We start from the raw sequence: 19,715 nt of genomic DNA, 5'->3' as shown, positions 1-19,715 counted from the left end.
CGTCAGGGTCCGAACTCGACCAGCACCACCTCGTTGGTGTGGATCTCGGGCAGGTCGACATGCAGCCGCCCGGCCTGAAGGCTGGTGGCCGGCACCTGCCCCGAAACCAGCAGCCGCGCCGTAGCCGTCGTGGCGCCAGGCGGCAATGCGACGGACACCGACTGGCCCCGCAACGGGATGGTTTCGCGGATCGGGCCCTTCATCATCATCGGGTTGGTGAGGTTGACGAGATGCACTGAAATCTGGCCTGCGCAGTCGCGTGTGGCAATGTCGACGATGCCAGGGCCGGCCGACTGCACCCGCGCCGGGGCGCCCAGCGCCCAGCGGAAGGCATTGTCGAGCAGGCGCGAATGATCGGCATTGGTCACTTCCCAGAAGATCTCGCCGATGTTCCAGGGGAAGTAGACCACCCGGCCCTTGCCGACCCGGCGCGCCAGCACCGCAGGTTCAAGGGCCGGCTCCCGCGCATAAATTTCCTCCATCGGCAGATCGGGGAAATGCGGCACGAAGCGGAACGGCACGTCCACCGGACCATGAACGTCGAGCGGGATGCGGCGGGTGCCGCCCATGATGCGCGAGGCGCCGTCGAAACCGCGGAGGATCGGGTGGTCGGCACCGTCGAGCGCGATGTAGGTGTTCTTGACCGGCCCTTCAGTCGGCCCGGCGACGCTGGCGCCGAACAGGCGGGAGAGACCGAAATCCGGCCGCTGCACCCCATGCTCGTCATAGAGCGAGGTCTCGAAGCTGGTGACCAGCGCACCGCCGCGTTCGACATAGCGGGTGAGCATGTCGCACTGCGCTCCGGAGAGGAATGCCGCGTTGGCGACGGCGATCAGCCGGTAGCGGTCGAGCGCCGCGTCGGTCATCACCAGGTCGGAGAGCAGGTCGAACGGCATCCGGGCTTCGACCAGCGCGTGGTAGAAGCCGAGTTCGTGGCCCTCGGCATTGTCGCGGTCGTCGGAATGCCAGGTGCGGAGCGTGGTGCTCGGGTCGAGCAGGGCGATCTCGGCGGTCGGCGCGAGCTTTGACAGCACCGGTTCGAGCTCGGCATGCAGGCCATAGGTTTCGACGATCGGCGGCAGCCAGCGATTGTCGTGCACCTTGGCGTTGAACTTGGTGAACCAGGGCCTCAGCCCATGCGCCATGCCGTCGATCATCCACATGCGGATTTCCTCGGGCGACTGCACCGAGTCCTTCCAGCGCCACTTCTCTTCCACCGAAGTGGAGGTGACCAGGCCGATCGGCTTGTCGCCCATGACGCCGCGCATGCGCTTGCCGTCGCGGCCGGCCGACCAGATCGGCACCACGCCGGTGCGGCCCTGGTGGTCGACGAACAGGATCGGGCAATAGCGCTTCACCTCGTCGAGGGCGAAGTCGAGCATCGAGGAGTTGCCGATATTGGGAATGAAGCGGCCATGCGGACGCTCGGACGCGACGATGCCGTTCCAGTGCCCGACGAGTTCGGTGAGCACATCGCGTGACCAGCCCAGCCAGGCTTGCCAGGTCGGATCGAACGGATCGCGCCGGCGCGGCAGCTCGCGCCCGGTCTTCTCCCGGAAATCGGTGCTGCAATGGGCGCAGTAGCAGACGCCATGGCCGGACCAACGGTTGGCGAAGATGGCGTCGATATCGTAGCCGGCGGCGATCTCGCGGATCACCTCGCTCATGAACTCGCGGTTATAGCCGCCCCAGGCGCAGGTGACGTAGGCCTCGGGGAACGACCAGTGCTTCCTGAGTTCGCCCTCGGCGGTCACCGAAATCCATTCCGGATGCGCCGCCGCGACGTCAGCATGCACCGCGTGCGGATCGACGCGAGCGACGACATGCATGTTGCGCTGCCTGGCCCCGGCCACCAGGTCGCCGAACGGGTCGTCGTCGCCGATATAGCGGCTGACATAGTGCAGCGGGATCTTGCTCGGATAGTAGGCGACATAGCCGCCGGCCGAGAGGCAGGTGGCGTTCGACTGGGTTTCGTCGAACACGCCGAGCCAGAAATCGAGGTCGTAGCTCCCGGGGTCGTCTTCGACCAAAGTGAGCTGCGTCCAGCGCGTCGCGCCTTCATACCAGTTGGGGGACCTGAGGCCGCTCAGGGCCTCGGCTGTGCTGTTCATCGTCAGTTCCGATAGGATCGTTTTGCATTGGGCTGCATCGGCATAGTGGTCAGGCTCGGTCTGGACCTACCCACCGGCTGTCATCCCTGCGAAAGCAGGGACCCAACGCGCAGCCAGCGCTGGCGGATAGATGGGTCCCTGCTTTCGCAGGGATGACATCGGGGTGGTTCAGGTCATCGGTGAAAGGCTCTAACGCGTCTGAGAGAAGAGGACCGGGAAGCCCTGGGGGGCTTCCCGGCCAGGCCGGGTCAGGCCTTGAAGTACTGCTCGGGATTGGTCGGCGCCGGAGTGGGGTAGCCGAAGGAGTTCGGCATCTTGTCGGGCACGTTGTGGAAGTCGTTGCGCACGATGCCATAGGCGTCGTTGGGCACCTTGATACCGATGCAGTAGAACTGGTCGGCGGCGATCTCGAGGATCTGCTTGAACGCCTCGACGCGCTTCAAATCGTCGACCGTGCTCTTCATCTCGTCATAGAGCTTGAGCGCCTCCTGCACCTGGGCCGGCGGCTCGACGGCATTGGCGGCCGTCTTGTCGTTGTACCAGATCTGCCAGCCCATGGCGTAGAAGGCGTTGCCGCTATAAGGCACGAAGTAGCGCGGGTCGAGCATGGCGGCGAGACCGATGCCGCCGCCGAAGCGGTTGGTGGTGGCGTCGTAATCCATGTTCTGGCGGATGCGCACTTCCCACAGCGAGCGGTCGATCAGCTTGAGCTGGCCGTCAATGCCGACCGCCTTCAGCATCGGCATCATCAGCTGCATCATGTCGACCATTTCGAGCCGGTTCTGATCCTGCTCGACGATGATGGTGATGCGGCGACCGGAGCTGTCGAGGCGATAACCATCGGCATCCTTGTTGGGCGCGGCCTTGTCGAGGAACTCGTTGGCCTTGGCGAGATCGAACTCGGTGAACTGCTTGGCCAGCCGCTCGTTGTAGAGCGGATCGCCCTCGGCGATGGCCGGCTGCGAGGCCGAGCCGATGCCGACGAACACCGAGTCGATCAGCGCTTGCCGGTCGATGGCATGCGAGAGCCCGATGCGGAAATCCTTGTTCGAATAGAGCTCCGCCTTGACCTTGTCCGGATGGGTCATGTTGAGGCAGATCGCCATCTCGTTGGGCTGGGTCGAGAGCGTCGTATAGAAGTCGTAGCCGCCGCGCTCCTTGCCATCGAACAGCACCGACTTGTTGGTCGGCGTGCCGATATACTGGTCGAGCAGGTCGATCTCGCCCTGCAGGCACTTGAGCAGCAGCACCTGGGCGTCGGCGACCAGCACGTAGTCGATGCTGTCGAGATAGGGCAGCTGGTTGCCCGCCGTATCGACCTTGAAATAGTAGGGGTTGCGTTCGGCAATGGCATGCTCGGTGCTCTCGCCCGGCGCCACCTTCATCTTCCAGGGATGGAGGACGGGGATTTCGCTGTTGGTGAAGAAGTCGTCCTCGAGCGCCGCGCCGGATTTCTTCTGGAACAGCTGCACCCAGCCCGACAGGCCCTGGTCGGTCGCCAGCTTGTCGGCATCCGGATTGTACTTGGGCAGGAACTGGCTGAGGTAGTGCTTGGGGAAACGCGTCGTCTGGTCGCTGTCGGCCCAGGCGAGCAGCAAGAGGAACAGGCCGTTCGAGCTCTTGAAGCTGACCTTGAAGGTCAGTTCGTCGACCTTGGTGAACACCGCCTTGTCTTCACCGACGATCAGGTGGTCCTGGTTGGTGACCTCGATGTCGGGGTTGGAGAACACGTCCTCGTACCAGAACATCACGTCATCGGTGGTGTAGGGCTGACCGTCGGACCACTTGTGGCCCTCGCGCAGCTTGAAGGTGAACTCGGTGGCGGCGTCGTTGGCGACGACCGACTCGGCAACGTTCGGGATCACCCCGGTCCATTCCGGGTTGTAGCGCATCAGCGGCTCATAGGCCTGATAGCGGAACAGCATCGACAGCGAGCCGCCGCCTACGATGGTCGAGCGCCAGGTGCCGCCATACTTGCCCACTTCCCTGAGCGGCGTCACCACCATCGGGTTCTTGGGCAGGCGGTCCGCCAGCGGCGGGAGCGTCCCGGCATCGGCCAGCGCCTTCAGCATCGGCGCCTCGCCGATCGCGGCGGCGAGCGCCGGGCCGAGACCGGTCGCGGCGGCGGCGAGCGTCGCCAAGGACGACGTGACGAACAGTCTCCTGGATAGCTTGATCATCTCACATGTTCCCCTGATTGCTGCGCGGAGAGCCCCTTGCTCCCGCCGCGTACCAGCGTCCCGCCGGCCGCGATTGCCTCAACACCCCCGAGGCAATGCTGACCTGAACGGTAGCGCCAACGCTTACTTTGTCAAGGCCCATGACAAATATGCAGCATAATCTGCATAAGTTGGCCGGAAGTGAGCCTGCCAGGCGCTATGATAGCGGGTTATGGTCATCGACGCTGACAAACAGTGAGCCTGGGTCAGGCGTGGAGCCTGCGAGGGGCAGCTGAGGGCTGCGATGACGCCGCGCACCGGCTTGCCTTCACAGGCGCAGGTTCGGGACAAGGGCGTAGCACTCGCCTGGAGATGCCGTGCCGCGCCGCATGAGGTGGCAGCGCAGCAAAAAGGTGGCGTGCTCGAGCGGGAAGCGACGATGCGGGTAGCCGTCCTCCTCCACCAGCTTCGCCGGTCCCCAGCGGTAAGCGTCCAGGCGCTCATCCGCGCCCCCGCTGCACGGGAGAATGACCACCGAGAACCCGGCGGCCATTCATATGCAGTCGCCCTGGCCAACCGGAGGAGATCGCCGAGCGGCTGGAGCCTCGCTCCTAGGCCCGTTTCAAGTCCGCGATCGTCTTCCTGATCACCGCCTCGACCCGCGCCCGTTCCTCGCCTTCCAGCGGCAGTCGCGGTGGGCGGACATGCTCCGGCGCGCCGTAGACCAGATGCTCGGCGAGCTTGATGTATTGCACCAGCTTGACATCGGTATCGAGGTGAAAGGCCGGCGTCATCAGGCGGTAGAGCGGCAGCGCCGCCTTGAAGTCGCCGGCCCTCGCGGCGTTGAACAGGTTTACGCATTCGGACGGCCAGGCGTTGGTCATGCCCGAGACCCAGCCGACGACGCCGAGCGCCAGGCTTTCTAGGATCAGGTCGTCGACGCCGCAGAAGATGTCGAAGCGGTCGCCGAAGGCATTGTAGAGGTCGGTGACGCGGCGGATATCGCCGGTCTCTTCCTTCACCGCGACGATCTCCGGCACCCCGGCCAATCCTTCGAGCGTCGGCACGTCGACATCGACCTTATAGGCGATGGGGTTGTTGTAGATCATGATCGGCAGCCCGCCGGTGGCCACCGCCTTGTACCAGGCGATGGTCTCGCGCCGGTCGGTGCGGTAGGCGAGGCTGGGGAACACCATCAGCCCCTCGGCTCCGAGCTGGCGATAGTTCTTCGCCGCGGCTATGGCGTCGTCGGTGGAGAGCTCGGCGAGGCCCGAGAGCAGCGGCACCCGTCCGGCCACCGCCTCTTTCGCCGCCGGCACTACCTTGTCCTTCTCGGCCTGGGTCAGCGCGGCGTTCTCACCCAGCATCGGCAGCACGATAACGCCGCTGACGCCGCCCTTCACCAGGCGCTCGATGCTCAACTGCATGGCGCTGAGGTCGAGCCCGCCGCTCGCCGTCATCTTGGTGGTGGCCGCAGGGAATACGCCGCTCCAGGTCATCTCTTGCCTCAACTTCTCTCGGGAAGGTCGAACTGCCCGCCCACTATATGTCGAATGTATACATTCCTCATTTCGACGTTGCAAGGCGGGGCAAGGCTCGGTAACAGCGAGTCATGCCTTCGGGACGTGCAAAGCGCCCCGCCCCCCGGAGACGGCACATGCCACAGGGCCTGCTCGACAAGACGACCATCAGCATCCAGGTGGCGCAGGAACTGCGCCGCCGCATCCTTGCCGGCCATTACCCACAAGGGGCGAAGCTGCAGCAGGAGCAGATCGCCGCCGAACTGGGCGTCAGCCGGAGCCCGGTACGCGAGGCGCTCGGCCAGCTCGAGGCCGAGGGGCTGGTGGTGCTGACGCCGCAGAAGGGCGCCCAGGTCTCGCCGATCTCGCGCGCTGAAATCGCCGAACTGTTCGAGCTGCGGCTGCTGGTCGAGCCGCACCTCATCGCGCTCGCCATCCCCGAGATGACCGAGGCTGACCTCAACAGGGCCACATCAATCATCTCGGAAATGGGCGATATCCGCCTCGACGGCTGGAGCGACGCCAACTGGCGGTTGCACGAGGTGCTCTACGCCCCGGCCGGCCGGCCGGGCATGCTGAAGCTCCTGCGCCGCACCCACGAGACCATCGGCCGGTATATCCGCATGCAGGTGATGGCCACCAATGGCCGCGCCGACGCACATCGCGAGCACCAGCTGATCCTCGATGCCTGCCGGAAGCGCGATGTGGGCAAGGCCGTGGCGCTGCTGCGCAAGCACATCGAGGATGCGGGGCAGATGCTGCATCCGGAGGGGTAGCGCCCCCCTCTTGGTGCAGGCGGCCGCGGTTCGGCGCCGAAGGCGCCAGCCAACTAGCCGACAGCAAGCATGGCGGCAAGGGTGCGGCCTTTGCGGCCCGGGCAAAACAAGAGCACCTCACCGCTTCGTTGAAGTGGTGAGGTGCCTGGGTCTCTTGACCTGGCCGAGCGCTCGTTCAGGAGCCTCCGGCGGTTCTGGACTAGAACTGGAAGTTCAGACCAGCGCGGACGGTGTGAAACGCTACGGCGCTGTCCATGGTGAAGCTGCCACCATCAAACTCCTCGTTGATGATCTCAGCCGAGCCCAGGTCGGTGTAGAGATACTCGGTCTTGAAGGTGATGTTGTCGGCGAGGGCATATTCGATACCGGCGCCGACGGTCCAGCCGAACCGGTCGTTGGTGATGCTGGGATCAAACAGCGGGGTGTCGTTGATGCTGACATTGATCGACGAGGTCGTCTGCCCGTAGGCAAGACCGCCGGTGGCGTAGACGACGAACCGGTCACTCACAAAACCGAGCCTCGGCCGCAGCGTCGCGAGCCAATCGAGGCTGGTGCCGGCATCGATGTCCACGGTGTCGATGCCAAGGATGCCCACGTCGTCGATCGCCAGGGACACCCGTCCATCGATGGTCGAGCCCTGGATGTCGGCCTCGATGCCCAACAGGATATTGTCCATCTGGACGTTGAAGCCGCCCTGCACGCCATAGAGGAAGCCACCGGCGGTCACGTCGATGGTGCCCGGAATACTATCAGGAGGGTCGTCAAGGGAGAACGGGTGGGCGAAGAGCCCCCCGCCATAGCCGGCGTTCACGCCGACGTAGAAGCCGTTCCAGTCATACGCCGACGGCGCGTATGCGACGGGCTCGTCGACAATCAAATCCGCCGCGAAAGACGTGCCGGTCATCAGCACGGCAGCGGCAATGGCAGTCATTGCGATCTTCATTCAGAAATCCCCAGCTCAATGAACACCATTACACGCCATACCCCCGCCACAGTCTACAATATTGACGCGCCTTTGCCGCAAAAATGGATGTTGTGTGCCGAGTCTGCAACACAGTTACTTCGACTCTACTTCACGTTACTGGGCAATATATTCCCGAAATGCCTACGTGTTTGCGCGTAGTCGACGGATCGTCTCGGGTATTTGACGGCGATCACGAAACGCCTGATCCGGCTGCTGCATCAAGACGTTGACGGCGCTCGTCGCAGCCCGGCAAAGGCGCTGATCAATGGGCGAGAGGCGCGGCCGAGCTCGAGCGGATGGCACTCGAACGCTAGGCCGCCGTGGGTGGGGTGCCCGTATTCGTGCTTGCGGCATCGTCGGCTGCGTATTGCGCCAGCTTGTTTCTCAGAGTGCGGACGCTGAGGCCCAGCACCGTCGCGGCATGGGTGCGGTTGCCGCCCAGCCTGTCGAGCGTTGCGAGGATGAGTGCCCTTTCCACCGTCGCCGTTGTGAGGCCGACGAGCCGGGTCACCGCGAGCGCATCGGATTCATCTTGCCCAACCATGGCGCGCTAGAAAGGCTCGAGCGGCAGTTGCTGGCTGACCCAAACTGTCACGGCATAAACAAGTATCCCTATGGCGATCAGCGCAACCAGAACGGACATCTGCCGAGGCGCATCCACTGGCCTAAGTCTGTGGCGCATCCCCACCTCCAGCTCAAACGTCACGGAAGCTTGACGTATTCAAGCTGACGATTGACTGACAATCGGATGCTTCGCGCCAGCAACAGGAGCGATTATCCCGCCGGTTATTGAGGCGACTACCGGTACTACATGGTTATGCTTAGCCTGATCCTCGCAGGTCATAACCATGCGGCGATCGGCGCAGTATTCATCCCGTACGCAGACGACAGCCGTCGACTTACCCTTGGGGCTGCGCCCGGTGGCGGCCTCAAGCCGCGTGACTTCTGCTTCATGCCGCTGCGCGTATCGGGACGGCGGCGCAACTGCCCCCAACAGGTCAGCCCCTATGACCAAAGGTGAATTGCGCTCCGCCCCGAGACGCCGTTTCAATGGCATTTGCACGGATAATTACGTGCATTTTCAATAACATGGACAGCCCCCTCGGGAGTCTATAGTCCAGTCAGTCCCATAGCGTCAGGGGACCTGTTTGTCTGATCCTTCCCAACGGCCGGCTCAACACCGGAGCCGGCTCGTCTACTTCACCCATCCCGATGCAGCTGTCGGCAGGGTGATCTGCGACAGCTTCATCGAGCGCCGCTTCCATCTCGCCATGCTGCCCGATGCGGCCGCCATGGCTCGGCTGGTCAGCATCCGTCGGCCCGATCTCGTGCTGATGCCGCTCGGTGACACAGCGGCTGACCTCGACGAGACGTTCAGGCTCCTCGACACCATCCGCGGGCTGCATCTGGGCATCGCGACATTCCTGCTCGCGCCAGAACGGACGCGAGCCCAGGTCGTCACCGCGGCGGTGAAGCGTGGAGCCGGCGAGGTGTTCTCGCCGCCCTATTCTGCGCTCGACATTGTCACTACGGCCGAGAAGGTCCTCGGAGCCGACGGCGCGGCAACCGCCGGGCGGGACCTCGAAGCGCCCGCAGCGCTCAAGGGCTTCGGCGTGCTCACCTATCGCGAGCAGCAGATCTTGCAGTTGATCGTCGAGGGCCGCACGAACAAGGAGATCGCCATCGAATTCGGGCTATCGCATCGCACGGTTGAGGTCCACCGTCGGAATGTCCTTAAGAAGACCGGCGCGCGAAACACCGCCGAACTCGTGCGGATGGCTCTCGAACGCTAGATCGGCGAGGGCGCGGGGTCACGCTGCGATGCACTGCAGCGGAAAGGCGGAAACCGAACCGCAAAATCTGTCCGTGGCCAGCCGGGTCGGTTGACCGCGATGCGGCCCTATCGCTTGCGCACGAACTCAGTGCGCAGGACGAGGCCCTTGATCGCGTCGTGCCGGCAGTCGATCTCTTCGGGGTTGTCGGTCAGCCGGATCGACTTGATGACCGTACCCTGTTTCAGGGTCTGCCCGGCGCCCTTGACCTTGAGATCCTTGATCAGGACCACCGAATCCCCATCGACCAGCACGTTGCCGGAGGCGTCGCGCACGACCACATCGGCCGCCTGCGTCGCCGTGGCCACCTGGGAGGCCGGGCGCCACTCGCCGGTCGCGTCGTCATAGATGTAGTCGTCATCGGGATTCGTCATGGGGTCCCTATCGCAGGCAAAGCGCACGTTGCCAACCCACGGATGCGGCAATGGCGGTCGCGATGCCGGCAACCGATGGCGGGTGCGCGAAATCCGGGCCGAAGCCGGCTGCTGTTGCGTGGGTCGCCGCAATCAGACTGGCAGGCTATGCCGTCGAGCGCGGATCAAGATATCGACCAGGTGGACGATCGGCATACTGCGTCAGTGATTGAGCGCCCATCCGCGTCCAGGGTGGAGACAGGTCACACCTGCAGTTCATGCAGGTTGATCAACTGATTCCGAGAACTTCGCGGCGAATGGCGGTCCAGCTGTCCTTATCGGGAGCGCATAGCAGCCCGCCTTCGATAGCGCCGGGCCGATAGGGGGAGCCGTCGAAATGGGCGTTATGCCCACCGGCTTCGGCGTGTATCAACGTACCGGCGAGATGATCCCATGGCATCATCCGGTGACCGACCAGGAAATGAGCGCGGCCGGTGTTCAACATCCAGTATTCGTGGGCCGAACAGCCATAGGCCAGACTCATGCGCACCTTGGCCAGGGCGGTCCCGGCATTGCTGCGCATCGGCTCCGGCAGGTAATGCAACACGGCTACCGATACCATTTGTGCAAGAGGTACCGGCGCTGCAACCCGAACCGGAACGTCGCTTCCGTCGGGTCGGAGCATACGTGCACCTGCTCCCTTTTCTGCGAGCAATGCATGTCCATGCAACGGATCATAGATAATGCCCGCGACGGTTTCGCCCCGTCGCACCACCGCCAGCAAGGTGCCAAACAAGGCATTGCCGGCAGCGAAATTGAACGTGCCGTCGACTGGGTCGATGACAAAGGCCAGTTCGGCCTCGCTCAAGCCGTTCATGGAGTGAGGATCAGCGGCATAGGCTTCCTCTCCAAGAATCATTGCGGTTGGGAACCGCTGGCGCAAGGCCGCCGTGATCATTGCTTCAGCGCCGAGATCGGCAGCGGTCACGAGATCGATGCTCGAGCTCTTCTCGGCGATATCGGCAGGTGCAAGGGCACGAAAACGCGGGATGATTTCCTGTTGGGCGGCGTCGCGGAGCACGCCGAACAGTTCGGTTGTGTCGAAAGGCAAGTCGGTGTCCTTCTTATCCCTCAGAACGATGACGTCGGAAAATGCGCGGGTCGGGCAGGTGCGCCAGATTTGACCTTGCCTAATGCGCGGATCATGACGCCTTCATGACTGGAGCGGATCCGACGGTGGGAGTCCATGCGATGGACCGGCGATCATGGCGTCGGCTTCGCAGCGGGCCATGCCAAGCAGCCCTCGCGGCTGTCGCTGTCACATTGAGAATGCATGTCTGGCGGCAATGGCGGAGGTTGCAGTCCCCTGCGAACCAGCCTGAGGGGCAGCCTCGCATGTTTGCCAGCCCCGCAGCGATCCGCCCGCCAGATGCTTTGTAACCATTCGTATTCGCAAAATGATCGATGCAGCGCGAACTACGACCCTGTCCAGCTTACTTCCTTGGCCGTGCCTGCACCTATCGTTCTGAGATGACGACGATGAGCGCGCAGACCTCTATTCGATGATCGTGTCGGGGGAGACTGAGGCTCCGTTGACCTGCAGAACGCCGTCGAAGTCCGGGGACAGAAACGCGCCGGAAACCGCCTGTTCGTAGCGCTCGACGCGTCCGAGACCGTCCTTCAGGAAGCAATTCGGGCCTGACTTGAGCGCGGGATCCAGGTTCATCGTCATCGCCACACACTGCGCGTTCTCCATGCATGCCTTGAAGCACTGCATCAGATCGTCCGCACGAAGCTTTGCGAGGTCGGCCCCATAGAAGTCGACACCCTCGTAGATCGCAAAGCGCTCGCCTGAACTGGCGCTCGTGCCGGTGGAGGCTTCGGATTGGGGCGGGGTGGGTGCCCCGGCTGCAGCAAGCGGAAGGCCATTTGAAACCCAAGCCTCGAGACCGCCTCTGTACCATGACGCATCCCAGCCGAGAGCGCCGGCGCGTAGCGCCGCATTGTAGGAAGATCGATCCTGTAACCCCTCGCCAAAGAAGACGATGGACGTTTGCCGGTTGCCTCCGGTCACGTCGTTCAGCCAGCTGTCGACTACCGATTGGAAGCGATCCGTGAGGCTGCCGTCCTTGCCGGCATCAACAACCGAAACAGCGCCGGGGATGCTTTGCGTGGTCCCGCTCGTATCAACGAGCAGCGGGGCCCCGCCCTTGTTCACAATCGCCGCGAGTTCCTCGGTCGTAATCAGTCGTGCCTTGGCATGCCCAGCTGGTGTGGGACCCTTGTATGGCGCCGGGAAGAGTACCGTCGTCACGGGCACACCAAGATCGACGGTTTCATCGATCGCGCTGGTGCTTGTCGCTGCGCCGGACGTATCCGCGACGCTGGTTCCTGGGTTCTGCTGCGATTGTTGGCTGCCGTCGCTCGCCGCTGTTTCGATGTTGGCGATCATTACCGCCAGATGCTCGATCAGATCATAGCACATGGTGATGCTGCCTTGATCGGGGTCGTACCAGGCATTGAGCTCGCCGCAGTCGCGGTAGGTGACAGCGAGCGTACGAGGCAGCGCATATGACTTCATGAGGTTGTCGGCAAAACCTTTGATGCCGTCACCAAAGGTCGTCCGCAAAAACTCGCCGACCCGACTGTTGGACGGTTCGAACGTCACCTCGATGGCGGCTCCCGGCGCGTCGGCGGGCAACAGCCCCTCGGGATGCCAGGCATCGACGCGCGTATGCGGAGCGAGGATCGTCCGCCAGGCACGGTTCTGCTTGCTGAACTCCTCTTCGCACCGGGCGAGCGTACGCTCATCCAGCCCGATCTGGCTGGCGATCTCAGAGAAGATGCCCGGATTGCCGCCATGCATGATGCAGAACACGTTGCGAAAGCGCTTGAGGTCGGGGGTGTGCTCGTCCTGCCACGGAGCCTGGGAGCCCTGCTGCTCGGCAAGCTTGCCGCTATAATACCATTGCAGCGCAGAATAGGTCGCCACCTCCCGACCTATGGCATCGACCTCCGGATCGCCTGACGGATACATTGTCGGCTCAACCACCCGCAGAGCCGAAAAGATGTCGACGGCATCCTCCTCCGGGCCGGTCGAGGGGATGAGCAACTCGCCGATCAGAGCATGGCCGAACTCGTGCATGAATATGCTGTTGGTCAAGCCGAGGTAGACGCCGATCAGGCGTGCGCTGTCGCTTCCAAGCATTGGCACGTCCGTGCCTGCCGTCGCTGGGGTGGGGGACGTACCATCGCCATCAGACACGGAAAAGCCGCCGACGTAGAACTCGCCTCGTTCATATGCGAGGACGCCGACTTCTCCGCCAAGGGCCGGATGATTCTCGACATGCCCTATCACCTGCCCATTGAGCAGAAAATCGCCATGACCGGGGCTCTCCACAAACTGCAGGAGGTCTTGCCCGCCACCCTTGGCGGCCCCCGGGAGGCGTCCGATCTCCTGTGGCTTGCCGTCTTTGCCAAAGCAAAGAGCAAGGCCGTCCCCGGATCCCGTGATCTCCCCCACGCAGGATGTGCCGTGGTCGCTGCTCTCGATCAGGATACCGACTGCCGACAGGGCTATGTCTGTCCCTCCGGCTTGCGGCGGCCGAATCCCGACGTTGAGGCTGGTCGTGCGCTTGCCCGATTCAACAGGCCCAACCGGCACGGTATAATACAGCTCGCTCGATGCCTCAGCAGCATTCACAAGGACGAGCCAGTTGTCCTCGAAGAACAGGTCCCACCCGACCTTGGCGCTGCTGCCGTCGATCGCCGCAGCCAGAGGGCCCATGATGTCGGCCATGCGATTTGCACTGCCGTTTGCGCCGCCGACCGCACCCTGCGCCAGGGCCGCCGGGCACAGCCCAAGTAGAGTCAGTCCGGCGACCAGCGCTATGAAACGGTCTTTCATACTGAACCTCGGGGGAGTGGATGGTCGAAGGTGGCACGTTTTGAGCACCACGTTATGCGAGGAACTGTCAAGCTGCTTTCGGCTCAGTGCCTTGCGTCCGGCGCAGCACTCACGGTCCGCGAGATACTCGTCCGATACGGCGTCTGCGGCTATCGCCACGAGGAACTCTGGACGATGCGCGACGTCGGTGACGTCCTCAGTACCATCACCCTCGTCTACCGCCTTCAACCGACGAGCAATGCGCAGCAGAGCTACCTGCGAGAGGTGCGAGCGATGTTCGCGCAGGAGGACCGCCAAGCAGGGCCGCGCGTGCTAGCCGAGGCCTGCACCTGATCAACAACTAGTTTGGGGCACGAACCTGGGGCACCAGCCATAGGGGGCAACTCTTCCGGGCGAATGGTTGGCCACGCTACCGTGTCCCGACGCCCGTTATCGTCTCCGGCAGCGACTGGATGCGCTACGATCTGTAACGAGGCTCAGCTAAGGTGTGACCCGAGCGAACCGCGGCTGAGTACGCATTAGTCAGCGCCTCTGCCATAACTCTTGCGCGTTAGTGAGGTGGCAGGTGGTTATTCGCCCGAAAGGTATTTCCGGTTCACCCACCCCTCGTACCCGCCGCCGGCGCGCACTTTCTGCCAGCTGCTGACCGCGTATGGCAGGAAAGCGATGTCGCACTGGCGTCGATGTAGCACGGTGACTATGCGTGAGCTTGGGGACGGGAACGCTCTGACGTTCAATCCGTCGCCGGCACCGACGCCCGTCACACAGTAGATGGCAGGCGACACCATCGAGATGAAATTGCTCTTGACCCACCCCGTGTCATGACCGTCCTCCACCGGGCACCAAGAGCCTTTGCAGGGGCCAGTTACGACAATTCCGCACTCACCGTAGCGGAGCGTGGTGACGACCTTGCTGGCGGCACTGTTTTTGGCGCGGACGTTGAGAGCGTCCGAGGTCTTCACGTTGATTACGCAGTGTTCCTCGCCTTCGACCACTTGCGCGGCCGCGACATTGATGCCTCCGATCGATGACAGCGCGAACGCGACAGCAAACATGAAAATGCGCAAGTCTCCCATTCCGTCTCTCCTCCTCGCATCCGATGCGAAATCACTGTGGCGTTCTCTCTGTCACATTTCTTAATCCGACGATTGAATCTCCTCGGTCAGTACTTCGAATTGAGCTAGTAGCGCCGGACCAAACTGCGTCGAAAGAGCGACGTCGGTGGCATCGCGTCCAGTCGCCATCAGAATGCGCCCTATCCGCGGGGTATTGTGCCGAGCGTCGGCCGTATACCAGTGCCCCCCGAGGTACACCTCGAACCAAGCGGAGAAATCCATTGGCGCGTCGGATGGCGGTACCCCGATGTCCCCGAGGTAGCCGGTGCAGTACCGGGCGGGGATGTTCATGCACCGACATAACGCTACGGCGAGATGGGTGAAGTCGCGGCAGACCCCGACCTTCTGCAGATAAGCTCCGTAGGCAGAACGGGTCTTGTCGGCCTTCTGATAGTCGAAGCGAATGTGATTATGCACGAAATCCAGGATCGCTTGCACTCGTGGCCACCCTGGCTGGGTCTTATCAAACAGTTGCCAGGCGATGTCCGAAAGAAGGTCCGTCTCGCAGTAGCGGGATCCCAGAACGTACACCAAGGTCTCATCGGGCAAATCGCGGATGTTGTGCTGCGCCGCATCCTGAGGAACAAAGTCGGGTAGTCCGCCGTCGTAAATCTCAAACGCGGTCGAGATGGTAAGCCGGCCAGCGGGTGCGGTCAGTCTGGTGCAGACGTTGCCAAAGCCATCAAGGTAGTCCCACGTCTCGACAGGTGGCGAAAATGTCAGTGACTCCGGCGTCAGTAAGTCAGAGCGCCGCGTCGGGTGCACCTTGAGCGTCAAGAGCATCGGCGTAGGTCTTGGACATTCGTACGCGATAGTGAATCCAGCCTTGATCTGCATCATCGTTTCCCAGTGTCGACAGATAACGAAAAGCAGACCCCGGGGTTCAGGGTGATCCGATGAAGTTTCATAGCGGGAGAAACTTGACCGCTTTTCCTAGAGCCGGAAACGGTGCCAAGGGCCGGTCAAGAACTTGCGCTAACGCATTCGCTCATTGGCACTGAGAAGCACAGCCGAACCACCTGGGCGGCCGCGTTAAGTTCGGAACCGGACGTTGCTACGCAAGTTGTCTGCGCCGAGGGCAAAAAGAGGAGAAGAACACGATGAAAATCATTGCCACTATTATGATCGCGGCAGCCTTGGTGAGCGCCCCGTTTGTCGCAGTGGCTCAGGATGCCAGCACAGCGACCACGGCGGCTACCGAGGCGGGCGTATCGGCGAAGACCAACTATGGATCGCTCATTTCCAGCCTCAACTCTGGCAAGATGGCGGACGTCAAGACGTTCACGTCCGCCTCAACGGTGAAGTGCGTGAACGTCTCGACGCTCAAGGGTGACGCTGCTGGTGATGCTGCGGCCCTGGACAATGCGCTGACCAAGAGCGCCACGCTGGTGATCGAACTTAAGACCGCAATCAAAGCGAACGCCGATCTTAAGGCCAAGCTCGATACGGCCACCTGTCCGATCGAAAAGATCGTCGCAGTGACGACGGAGGCTGATGGCTCCTATACGGTCTACGTCGACGACCGAACCTGATCACGTTACCCGCTGCCCCGGCCTCTTCTGTAGAGGTCGGGGGTTTTTGCGTTTCGGGTGGGGCTGCCGGTAGCGCCCTTTAGATCAACCGCAACTGGCTCGTATTAGTCTACCCGCCGAGTCGGTTTCCAAGTTCAACCGATCTTCGCTGTAGTTCTGTATTACGGCCTGCCCGGGCGCAATTACGCGAACCTCCCCCTTGGACCGCACGGGATTGTTGCTGATCCTAACATCGGAGGTTGACTTGCCGGTGACCGGGTGGCCGATGAGCTTCTTCACCTCGGAAGCGCCGCAGTCGGCCACCGGTAGCGAGTTGACAGGCGGGCGACTGGTGCTCGCGCACCCACCCAGAATGAGGACGGCGGCTAGACCGACGGAAGCAAGAGGGCGGTGCGACAAAGCAACTCTCGGACAGGAAACGGGTCGCCGATCTCGCGCATCCCAATCCGCCGGAATTAAGCCGATGAGCGGCGCTCAGTGGTCGCTCCACAGGTGAACGGTGGCGCGGCCGCCGGTCTCATTGTGATGTTTTTCGGCAGCTTCGATCCCGGTGGCAACTGCATCGGTCTGCTGCGCGGCTGGGTGGGGGTGGCGGCACCGCCGTGGGGCAAGGATGTGCATGGGATGCGGTGCCGCCTAGTCGGGCGAGGGTTGATCAGCCGACGAGCGGTTGTACCCCACGAGGGGTGACAGGGTCCTGACTCCAGTTTCAGCGAAATTGCAGGTGCGACCAGGACCACAGCGATCGCAGCGGGCGACCCGGCCACAAGGCGCCCGCTGCTAGGGTCGCGTCGAAAGAAGGCTGGATAGCGACCCGATCGATACAGCACCATCACGTCAGCGAGCACTCGGAACAAAAGCTACTCGTGCTGGTTGTCTAGCTGCTGAGACCCCAAGCCTCGGCGATAGAGGACTGCTCTACGGACCCCGGTGCCGCCATGCGCCGGGGTCTAGTATTTATCAGGCCGTTCCAGCAATTTTGCTGACAGACAAGCGCTTTCCCCGCTCCTCAAGGAACCGAGGCTTTTTGCGTTTCAGGAATCTGTTGCGCCACGGCCATGCAGGACTATGACCTTCCCCAAATCGCGATCGACGAGCTCATCCGGTTGTCCGAGGAGGTCGGCACGCCGATCAAGGATCGGCCGGAGTTTCAGTTCCTGTGGGACGAACGCCTGGTGATGGGAGGGGACAAGAAGCGCTGCCACATCACGCAGCGCGGCAAGAGCTGGCTGCAGCGGAGTGGCCTTATTCCCGCAGGAAGTGAACCGGCACTCTGAGCGTCATCGACCAAGGCTAGGCGTAGCGGTTTGCCCGATGGCACACATAGTGAAGGTAGACGGCGGCACCGCGTGAGGCGGAGATGGACTTTGCGGTGCCGCCAATCGGGCGAGGGTTTAGAGCCCGAGTAGCATCGAAGCTAACAGGCTCATGCTGATACCCCCTTGATGCCTGGTTTCAGGGAAACTGCAGGAGGCAGATTCCAGCTGCCACGAGGAGCAAGGTCCTATTCATTCAGCAACAGTTCAGCGTCGTCGCCGTACCGGGCCACCCCATGACCCCAACCGCCGAACAACGTCACAGAATCGCCGAGCAGCTAGCGCGCAAAAACCGTGGCCTGCTTACTTGGCTAGGCTTTGGCTTCGTGGCGATACTCGCCATCACCTTCATGGCCTTTGAGCGAACGACAGTTCCCTCGGGTGATGCCGCCAATGCGGCATTCGAACAGCTGCTACAGCCAGCCGGAGAGAACAGGGTCTACAACCTTGACGGTAAGGCGCGGATGGAGCGGAATATAGCGCCGACGGGCGATGTCAAATGTCGAGTACACACCGACCGGCAAGGTGACCGCGCCTATGACTACGACTGCGTTGCCACGGTGACGGACGCCAAGGGCTGCCGGGGCTTCGTCCCCTTTTACATCGAGACATCCTCTATCGGGCGCATCAGCCGCCCTGTATCGGACTCCTCGGCCGCTGCAATCCTGCAAAGCACCCAGCTCCCTACCGTTACCGACTGCAGTACTTGAGCGAGTCATTGCATGCAATTTCGGTGAGTTCGGTGATCGGCTGAGGCGGCAAGCGGAAGTAGAGCGCCGCTGGCGTTCGCACATGCTTCGCCGCGCCCTCAATGCGGGGCCTCCAGGACCGTGGGGTCGGTAAGCGCCGGACCGGATGAAGTCTCGAAGGCCAGCTTAACCGAAAATGCGAGCTCGTCCTGCAGCCCTGATGACAAGCTCCTTGGTGGACCCGTCGTAGGGCAGCAACTCGCTAGCCAGTTCGGTCAGTGCCAGCACTGCTTGGTGACGAGCCCTCTGGTCGCTTGCGCACTCGACGCCGAGGTCGTCTCGGGTCCAATGGTCACCGTCGAAAATATCAAAGAAGTACCGCATGATAGCCTCCCGCCTTAACGCAAAGACGTGGCAAGCCGGGCTTGGTTGCAAACTCTCGACATGAGTTGAACACGAACGCTTGGGGGCGCTAAAGCGTCGTTAGCTTCGAATCGATGCTGATGGGCCGCGGCAGAGTTGCGCAAGCCGGCCCCCCCCCCCGGGAGGAGCATCATGCTTAGGGGCCGATATGGGGTTGGCTGGATGATCGTCGCGTGGCTTGTACTGGTCGCGCTTCTCGGGGCCGGAATCTACCTAGTGGGCAATGGAGCCCGCCTGTTCGGGAGCTAAGCGGGCGGGTCGCAAATACCATCAATCTCGGGGAACCACGGAACGCGCGCGGAACAGCGGGCGGCCAGGCCTCGTGGCCGCCCGCTGCTAGGGTCGCGTCTGACAAAGGCTTTTCTGATGCGACCAAAACCCCGCTAGTTCAGCCTGTCGAGGTAATCGCAGGTCTCGCGGGTCTGGCGATCGGTGCCGTAGTCGAAGATTCCCTGGCGGTCGTTCGGGCCGTCGCGCCGCTCAGCCTCGCTGCGCGGCAGGACCCTGGCACGTTCGACATTTGCGTCGGCACCGGCTTCAACATCATCTCGGTCGAAGAAGGTGACGAGGCAGACCAATTCTTCGCGTGGCCCACCACCGCCGCCTCCACCACCACCGCCGAAGCCGCCACCGCCGATGATAATGCTAAAGCTAAGGTTGGGGCCCACCCGGCGGCTAACAGGGTAGTCGTCGGCGAACTCGTTCGAGACAAGATAGCGGGCAGACACCCAGCCATCCGGGCCCGGGTGGGTAATGAAGCACCAGCCGCTCGAGCGGCAACGCTGAACGTTGACGTTCTCACCCCGCGCAAGGCGGTCGACAACGCGGTAGGAAGTGCCGGGCCCCGAGCGGACATTGACAGACCCGATGGCCTCGGCGGCGGTGACGGCGGGAACCGCCGCGAAGGTAGTCATCAGTAACAAGCCAGATAGCAGAAGCGGTTTCATGTTTTTTCCTTTTGTTGTTCTGCTGCAGTCGACCGCAGCCGGCCCCACCACCCAGTGAGGTCCAGCCACCG

20 protein-coding genes are annotated in these 19,715 nt (G+C 62.6%); 6 read left to right on the top strand and 14 right to left on the bottom strand.

Annotated elements, in window-relative coordinates; all coding sequences use genetic code 11:
- Positions 1-2: 2 nt before the first annotated feature.
- The 4 genes from AC1ROK_RS04000 to AC1ROK_RS03985 all read right to left on the bottom strand — a co-directional run bounded on the left by AC1ROK_RS04000 (position 3) and on the right by AC1ROK_RS03985 (position 5,769).
- Positions 3-2,111 carry a beta-galactosidase trimerization domain-containing protein gene (locus tag AC1ROK_RS04000; RefSeq protein ID WP_492844042.1) on the bottom strand — a complete coding sequence of 703 codons (2,109 nt, stop codon included), beginning with the start codon at positions 2,109-2,111 and terminating at the stop codon, positions 3-5.
- Positions 2,112-2,359: 248 nt separating this feature from the next.
- Positions 2,360-4,291, bottom strand: coding sequence for an ABC transporter substrate-binding protein (locus AC1ROK_RS03995; protein ID WP_492844040.1), 1,932 nt, complete (start codon positions 4,289-4,291; stop codon positions 2,360-2,362).
- A 307-nt stretch (positions 4,292-4,598) separates the two neighbouring features.
- Positions 4,599-4,823 (bottom strand): hypothetical protein, encoded by a 225-nt coding sequence (locus tag AC1ROK_RS03990; RefSeq protein ID WP_492844038.1) that lies wholly within the window; start codon positions 4,821-4,823, stop codon positions 4,599-4,601.
- Positions 4,824-4,881: 58 nt separating this feature from the next.
- Positions 4,882-5,769, bottom strand: a complete 888-nt coding sequence (locus AC1ROK_RS03985; protein ID WP_492844036.1) for a dihydrodipicolinate synthase family protein — start codon at positions 5,767-5,769, stop codon at positions 4,882-4,884.
- A 158-nt stretch (positions 5,770-5,927) separates the two neighbouring features.
- On the opposite strand from AC1ROK_RS03985, the gene AC1ROK_RS03980 reads away from it, so the two are divergent.
- On the top strand, positions 5,928-6,566 hold the full coding sequence (locus AC1ROK_RS03980) for a GntR family transcriptional regulator (protein WP_492844034.1): 639 nt from the start codon (positions 5,928-5,930) through the stop codon (positions 6,564-6,566).
- A gap of 199 nt (positions 6,567-6,765) precedes the next feature.
- Here AC1ROK_RS03980 and AC1ROK_RS03975 read toward each other — a convergent pair whose 3' ends face one another.
- Together AC1ROK_RS03975 and AC1ROK_RS03970 are read right to left on the bottom strand one after the other, a co-directional pair.
- Complete coding sequence (locus AC1ROK_RS03975) at positions 6,766-7,509, bottom strand: outer membrane protein (protein ID WP_492844032.1); 744 nt, start codon at positions 7,507-7,509, stop codon at positions 6,766-6,768.
- A 331-nt stretch (positions 7,510-7,840) separates the two neighbouring features.
- A complete protein-coding gene (locus AC1ROK_RS03970) occupies positions 7,841-8,074 on the bottom strand; it encodes a helix-turn-helix domain-containing protein (RefSeq protein WP_492844030.1) in 234 nt (77 codons plus the stop codon).
- 604 nt (positions 8,075-8,678) lie between these two features.
- Here AC1ROK_RS03970 and AC1ROK_RS03965 point away from each other — a divergent pair.
- A complete protein-coding gene (locus tag AC1ROK_RS03965) occupies positions 8,679-9,323 on the top strand; it encodes a response regulator transcription factor (protein WP_492844028.1) in 645 nt (214 codons plus the stop codon).
- A 107-nt stretch (positions 9,324-9,430) separates the two neighbouring features.
- Here AC1ROK_RS03965 and AC1ROK_RS03960 read toward each other — a convergent pair whose 3' ends face one another.
- The 3 genes from AC1ROK_RS03960 to AC1ROK_RS03950 all read right to left on the bottom strand — a co-directional run bounded on the left by AC1ROK_RS03960 (position 9,431) and on the right by AC1ROK_RS03950 (position 13,622).
- A complete protein-coding gene (locus tag AC1ROK_RS03960; protein WP_492844026.1) occupies positions 9,431-9,736 on the bottom strand; it encodes an alkylphosphonate utilization protein in 306 nt (101 codons plus the stop codon).
- A 268-nt stretch (positions 9,737-10,004) separates the two neighbouring features.
- Positions 10,005-10,826 (bottom strand): inositol monophosphatase family protein, encoded by an 822-nt coding sequence (locus tag AC1ROK_RS03955; protein ID WP_492844024.1) that lies wholly within the window; start codon positions 10,824-10,826, stop codon positions 10,005-10,007.
- Positions 10,827-11,270: 444 nt separating this feature from the next.
- On the bottom strand, positions 11,271-13,622 hold the full coding sequence (locus AC1ROK_RS03950) for a DUF4344 domain-containing metallopeptidase (RefSeq protein ID WP_492844022.1): 2,352 nt from the start codon (positions 13,620-13,622) through the stop codon (positions 11,271-11,273).
- A gap of 30 nt (positions 13,623-13,652) precedes the next feature.
- Here AC1ROK_RS03950 and AC1ROK_RS03945 point away from each other — a divergent pair, with 30 nt between their 5' ends.
- Positions 13,653-13,955 carry a hypothetical protein gene (locus tag AC1ROK_RS03945; RefSeq protein WP_492844020.1) on the top strand — a complete coding sequence of 101 codons (303 nt, stop codon included), beginning with the start codon at positions 13,653-13,655 and terminating at the stop codon, positions 13,953-13,955.
- Between the two features lie 236 nt (positions 13,956-14,191).
- Here the strand turns inward: AC1ROK_RS03945 and AC1ROK_RS03940 are convergent, their stop codons facing one another.
- Entirely contained in the window at positions 14,192-14,698 is a 507-nt protein-coding gene (locus AC1ROK_RS03940) for an SH3 domain-containing protein (protein ID WP_492844018.1), read from the bottom strand.
- A 60-nt stretch (positions 14,699-14,758) separates the two neighbouring features.
- Positions 14,759-15,574, bottom strand: a complete 816-nt coding sequence (locus tag AC1ROK_RS03935) for a transglutaminase-like domain-containing protein (protein WP_492844678.1) — start codon at positions 15,572-15,574, stop codon at positions 14,759-14,761.
- Between the two features lie 263 nt (positions 15,575-15,837).
- On the opposite strand from AC1ROK_RS03935, the gene AC1ROK_RS03930 reads away from it, so the two are divergent.
- Complete coding sequence (locus tag AC1ROK_RS03930; protein WP_492844016.1) at positions 15,838-16,269, top strand: hypothetical protein; 432 nt, start codon at positions 15,838-15,840, stop codon at positions 16,267-16,269.
- 84 nt (positions 16,270-16,353) lie between these two features.
- Here AC1ROK_RS03930 and AC1ROK_RS03925 read toward each other — a convergent pair whose 3' ends face one another.
- Positions 16,354-16,572, bottom strand: a complete 219-nt coding sequence (locus tag AC1ROK_RS03925; RefSeq protein ID WP_492844014.1) for an I78 family peptidase inhibitor — start codon at positions 16,570-16,572, stop codon at positions 16,354-16,356.
- 755 nt (positions 16,573-17,327) lie between these two features.
- Between AC1ROK_RS03925 and AC1ROK_RS03920 the strand changes: the two genes are divergently transcribed.
- Together AC1ROK_RS03920 and AC1ROK_RS03915 are read left to right on the top strand one after the other, a co-directional pair.
- A complete protein-coding gene (locus tag AC1ROK_RS03920) occupies positions 17,328-17,546 on the top strand; it encodes a hypothetical protein (RefSeq protein ID WP_492844012.1) in 219 nt (72 codons plus the stop codon).
- A 275-nt stretch (positions 17,547-17,821) separates the two neighbouring features.
- Positions 17,822-18,295: a hypothetical protein gene (locus tag AC1ROK_RS03915; protein ID WP_492844010.1), complete on the top strand. Its 474-nt coding sequence runs from the start codon at positions 17,822-17,824 to the stop codon at positions 18,293-18,295.
- Positions 18,296-18,460: 165 nt separating this feature from the next.
- On the opposite strand, the gene AC1ROK_RS03910 is transcribed toward AC1ROK_RS03915, so the two are convergent.
- Positions 18,461-18,658 carry a DUF6894 family protein gene (locus AC1ROK_RS03910; RefSeq protein WP_492844008.1) on the bottom strand — a complete coding sequence of 66 codons (198 nt, stop codon included), beginning with the start codon at positions 18,656-18,658 and terminating at the stop codon, positions 18,461-18,463.
- 422 nt (positions 18,659-19,080) lie between these two features.
- Positions 19,081-19,644, bottom strand: a complete 564-nt coding sequence (locus AC1ROK_RS03905) for an SH3 domain-containing protein (protein ID WP_492844006.1) — start codon at positions 19,642-19,644, stop codon at positions 19,081-19,083.
- Positions 19,645-19,715 lie beyond the last annotated feature (71 nt).

It is taken from the genome of Devosia sp. GW821-FHT12F11 (genome assembly GCF_058806655.1).
This window is presented reverse-complemented; position numbering and strand designations above follow the sequence as displayed.

What these genes read in the sequence shown, in the direction of transcription:
- AC1ROK_RS04000 (WP_492844042.1), bottom strand. Translation starts at nt 2,111, where the DNA reads ATGAACAGCACAGCCGAGGCCCTGAGCGGCCTCAGGTCCCCCAACTGG.
- AC1ROK_RS03995 (WP_492844040.1), bottom strand. Translation starts at nt 4,291, where the DNA reads ATGATCAAGCTATCCAGGAGACTGTTCGTCACGTCGTCCTTGGCGACG.
- AC1ROK_RS03990 (WP_492844038.1), bottom strand. Translation starts at nt 4,823, where the DNA reads ATGGCCGCCGGGTTCTCGGTGGTCATTCTCCCGTGCAGCGGGGGCGCG.
- AC1ROK_RS03985 (WP_492844036.1), bottom strand. Translation starts at nt 5,769, where the DNA reads ATGACCTGGAGCGGCGTATTCCCTGCGGCCACCACCAAGATGACGGCG.
- AC1ROK_RS03980 (WP_492844034.1), top strand. Translation starts at nt 5,928, where the DNA reads ATGCCACAGGGCCTGCTCGACAAGACGACCATCAGCATCCAGGTGGCG.
- AC1ROK_RS03975 (WP_492844032.1), bottom strand. Translation starts at nt 7,509, where the DNA reads ATGAAGATCGCAATGACTGCCATTGCCGCTGCCGTGCTGATGACCGGC.
- AC1ROK_RS03970 (WP_492844030.1), bottom strand. Translation starts at nt 8,074, where the DNA reads ATGGTTGGGCAAGATGAATCCGATGCGCTCGCGGTGACCCGGCTCGTC.
- AC1ROK_RS03960 (WP_492844026.1), bottom strand. Translation starts at nt 9,736, where the DNA reads ATGACGAATCCCGATGACGACTACATCTATGACGACGCGACCGGCGAG.
- AC1ROK_RS03950 (WP_492844022.1), bottom strand. Translation starts at nt 13,622, where the DNA reads ATGAAAGACCGTTTCATAGCGCTGGTCGCCGGACTGACTCTACTTGGG.
- AC1ROK_RS03940 (WP_492844018.1), bottom strand. Translation starts at nt 14,698, where the DNA reads ATGGGAGACTTGCGCATTTTCATGTTTGCTGTCGCGTTCGCGCTGTCA.
- AC1ROK_RS03935 (WP_492844678.1), bottom strand. Translation starts at nt 15,574, where the DNA reads ATGCAGATCAAGGCTGGATTCACTATCGCGTACGAATGTCCAAGACCT.
- AC1ROK_RS03930 (WP_492844016.1), top strand. Translation starts at nt 15,838, where the DNA reads ATGAAAATCATTGCCACTATTATGATCGCGGCAGCCTTGGTGAGCGCC.
- AC1ROK_RS03920 (WP_492844012.1), top strand. Translation starts at nt 17,328, where the DNA reads ATGCAGGACTATGACCTTCCCCAAATCGCGATCGACGAGCTCATCCGG.
- AC1ROK_RS03915 (WP_492844010.1), top strand. Translation starts at nt 17,822, where the DNA reads ATGACCCCAACCGCCGAACAACGTCACAGAATCGCCGAGCAGCTAGCG.
- AC1ROK_RS03910 (WP_492844008.1), bottom strand. Translation starts at nt 18,658, where the DNA reads ATGCGGTACTTCTTTGATATTTTCGACGGTGACCATTGGACCCGAGAC.
- AC1ROK_RS03905 (WP_492844006.1), bottom strand. Translation starts at nt 19,644, where the DNA reads ATGAAACCGCTTCTGCTATCTGGCTTGTTACTGATGACTACCTTCGCG.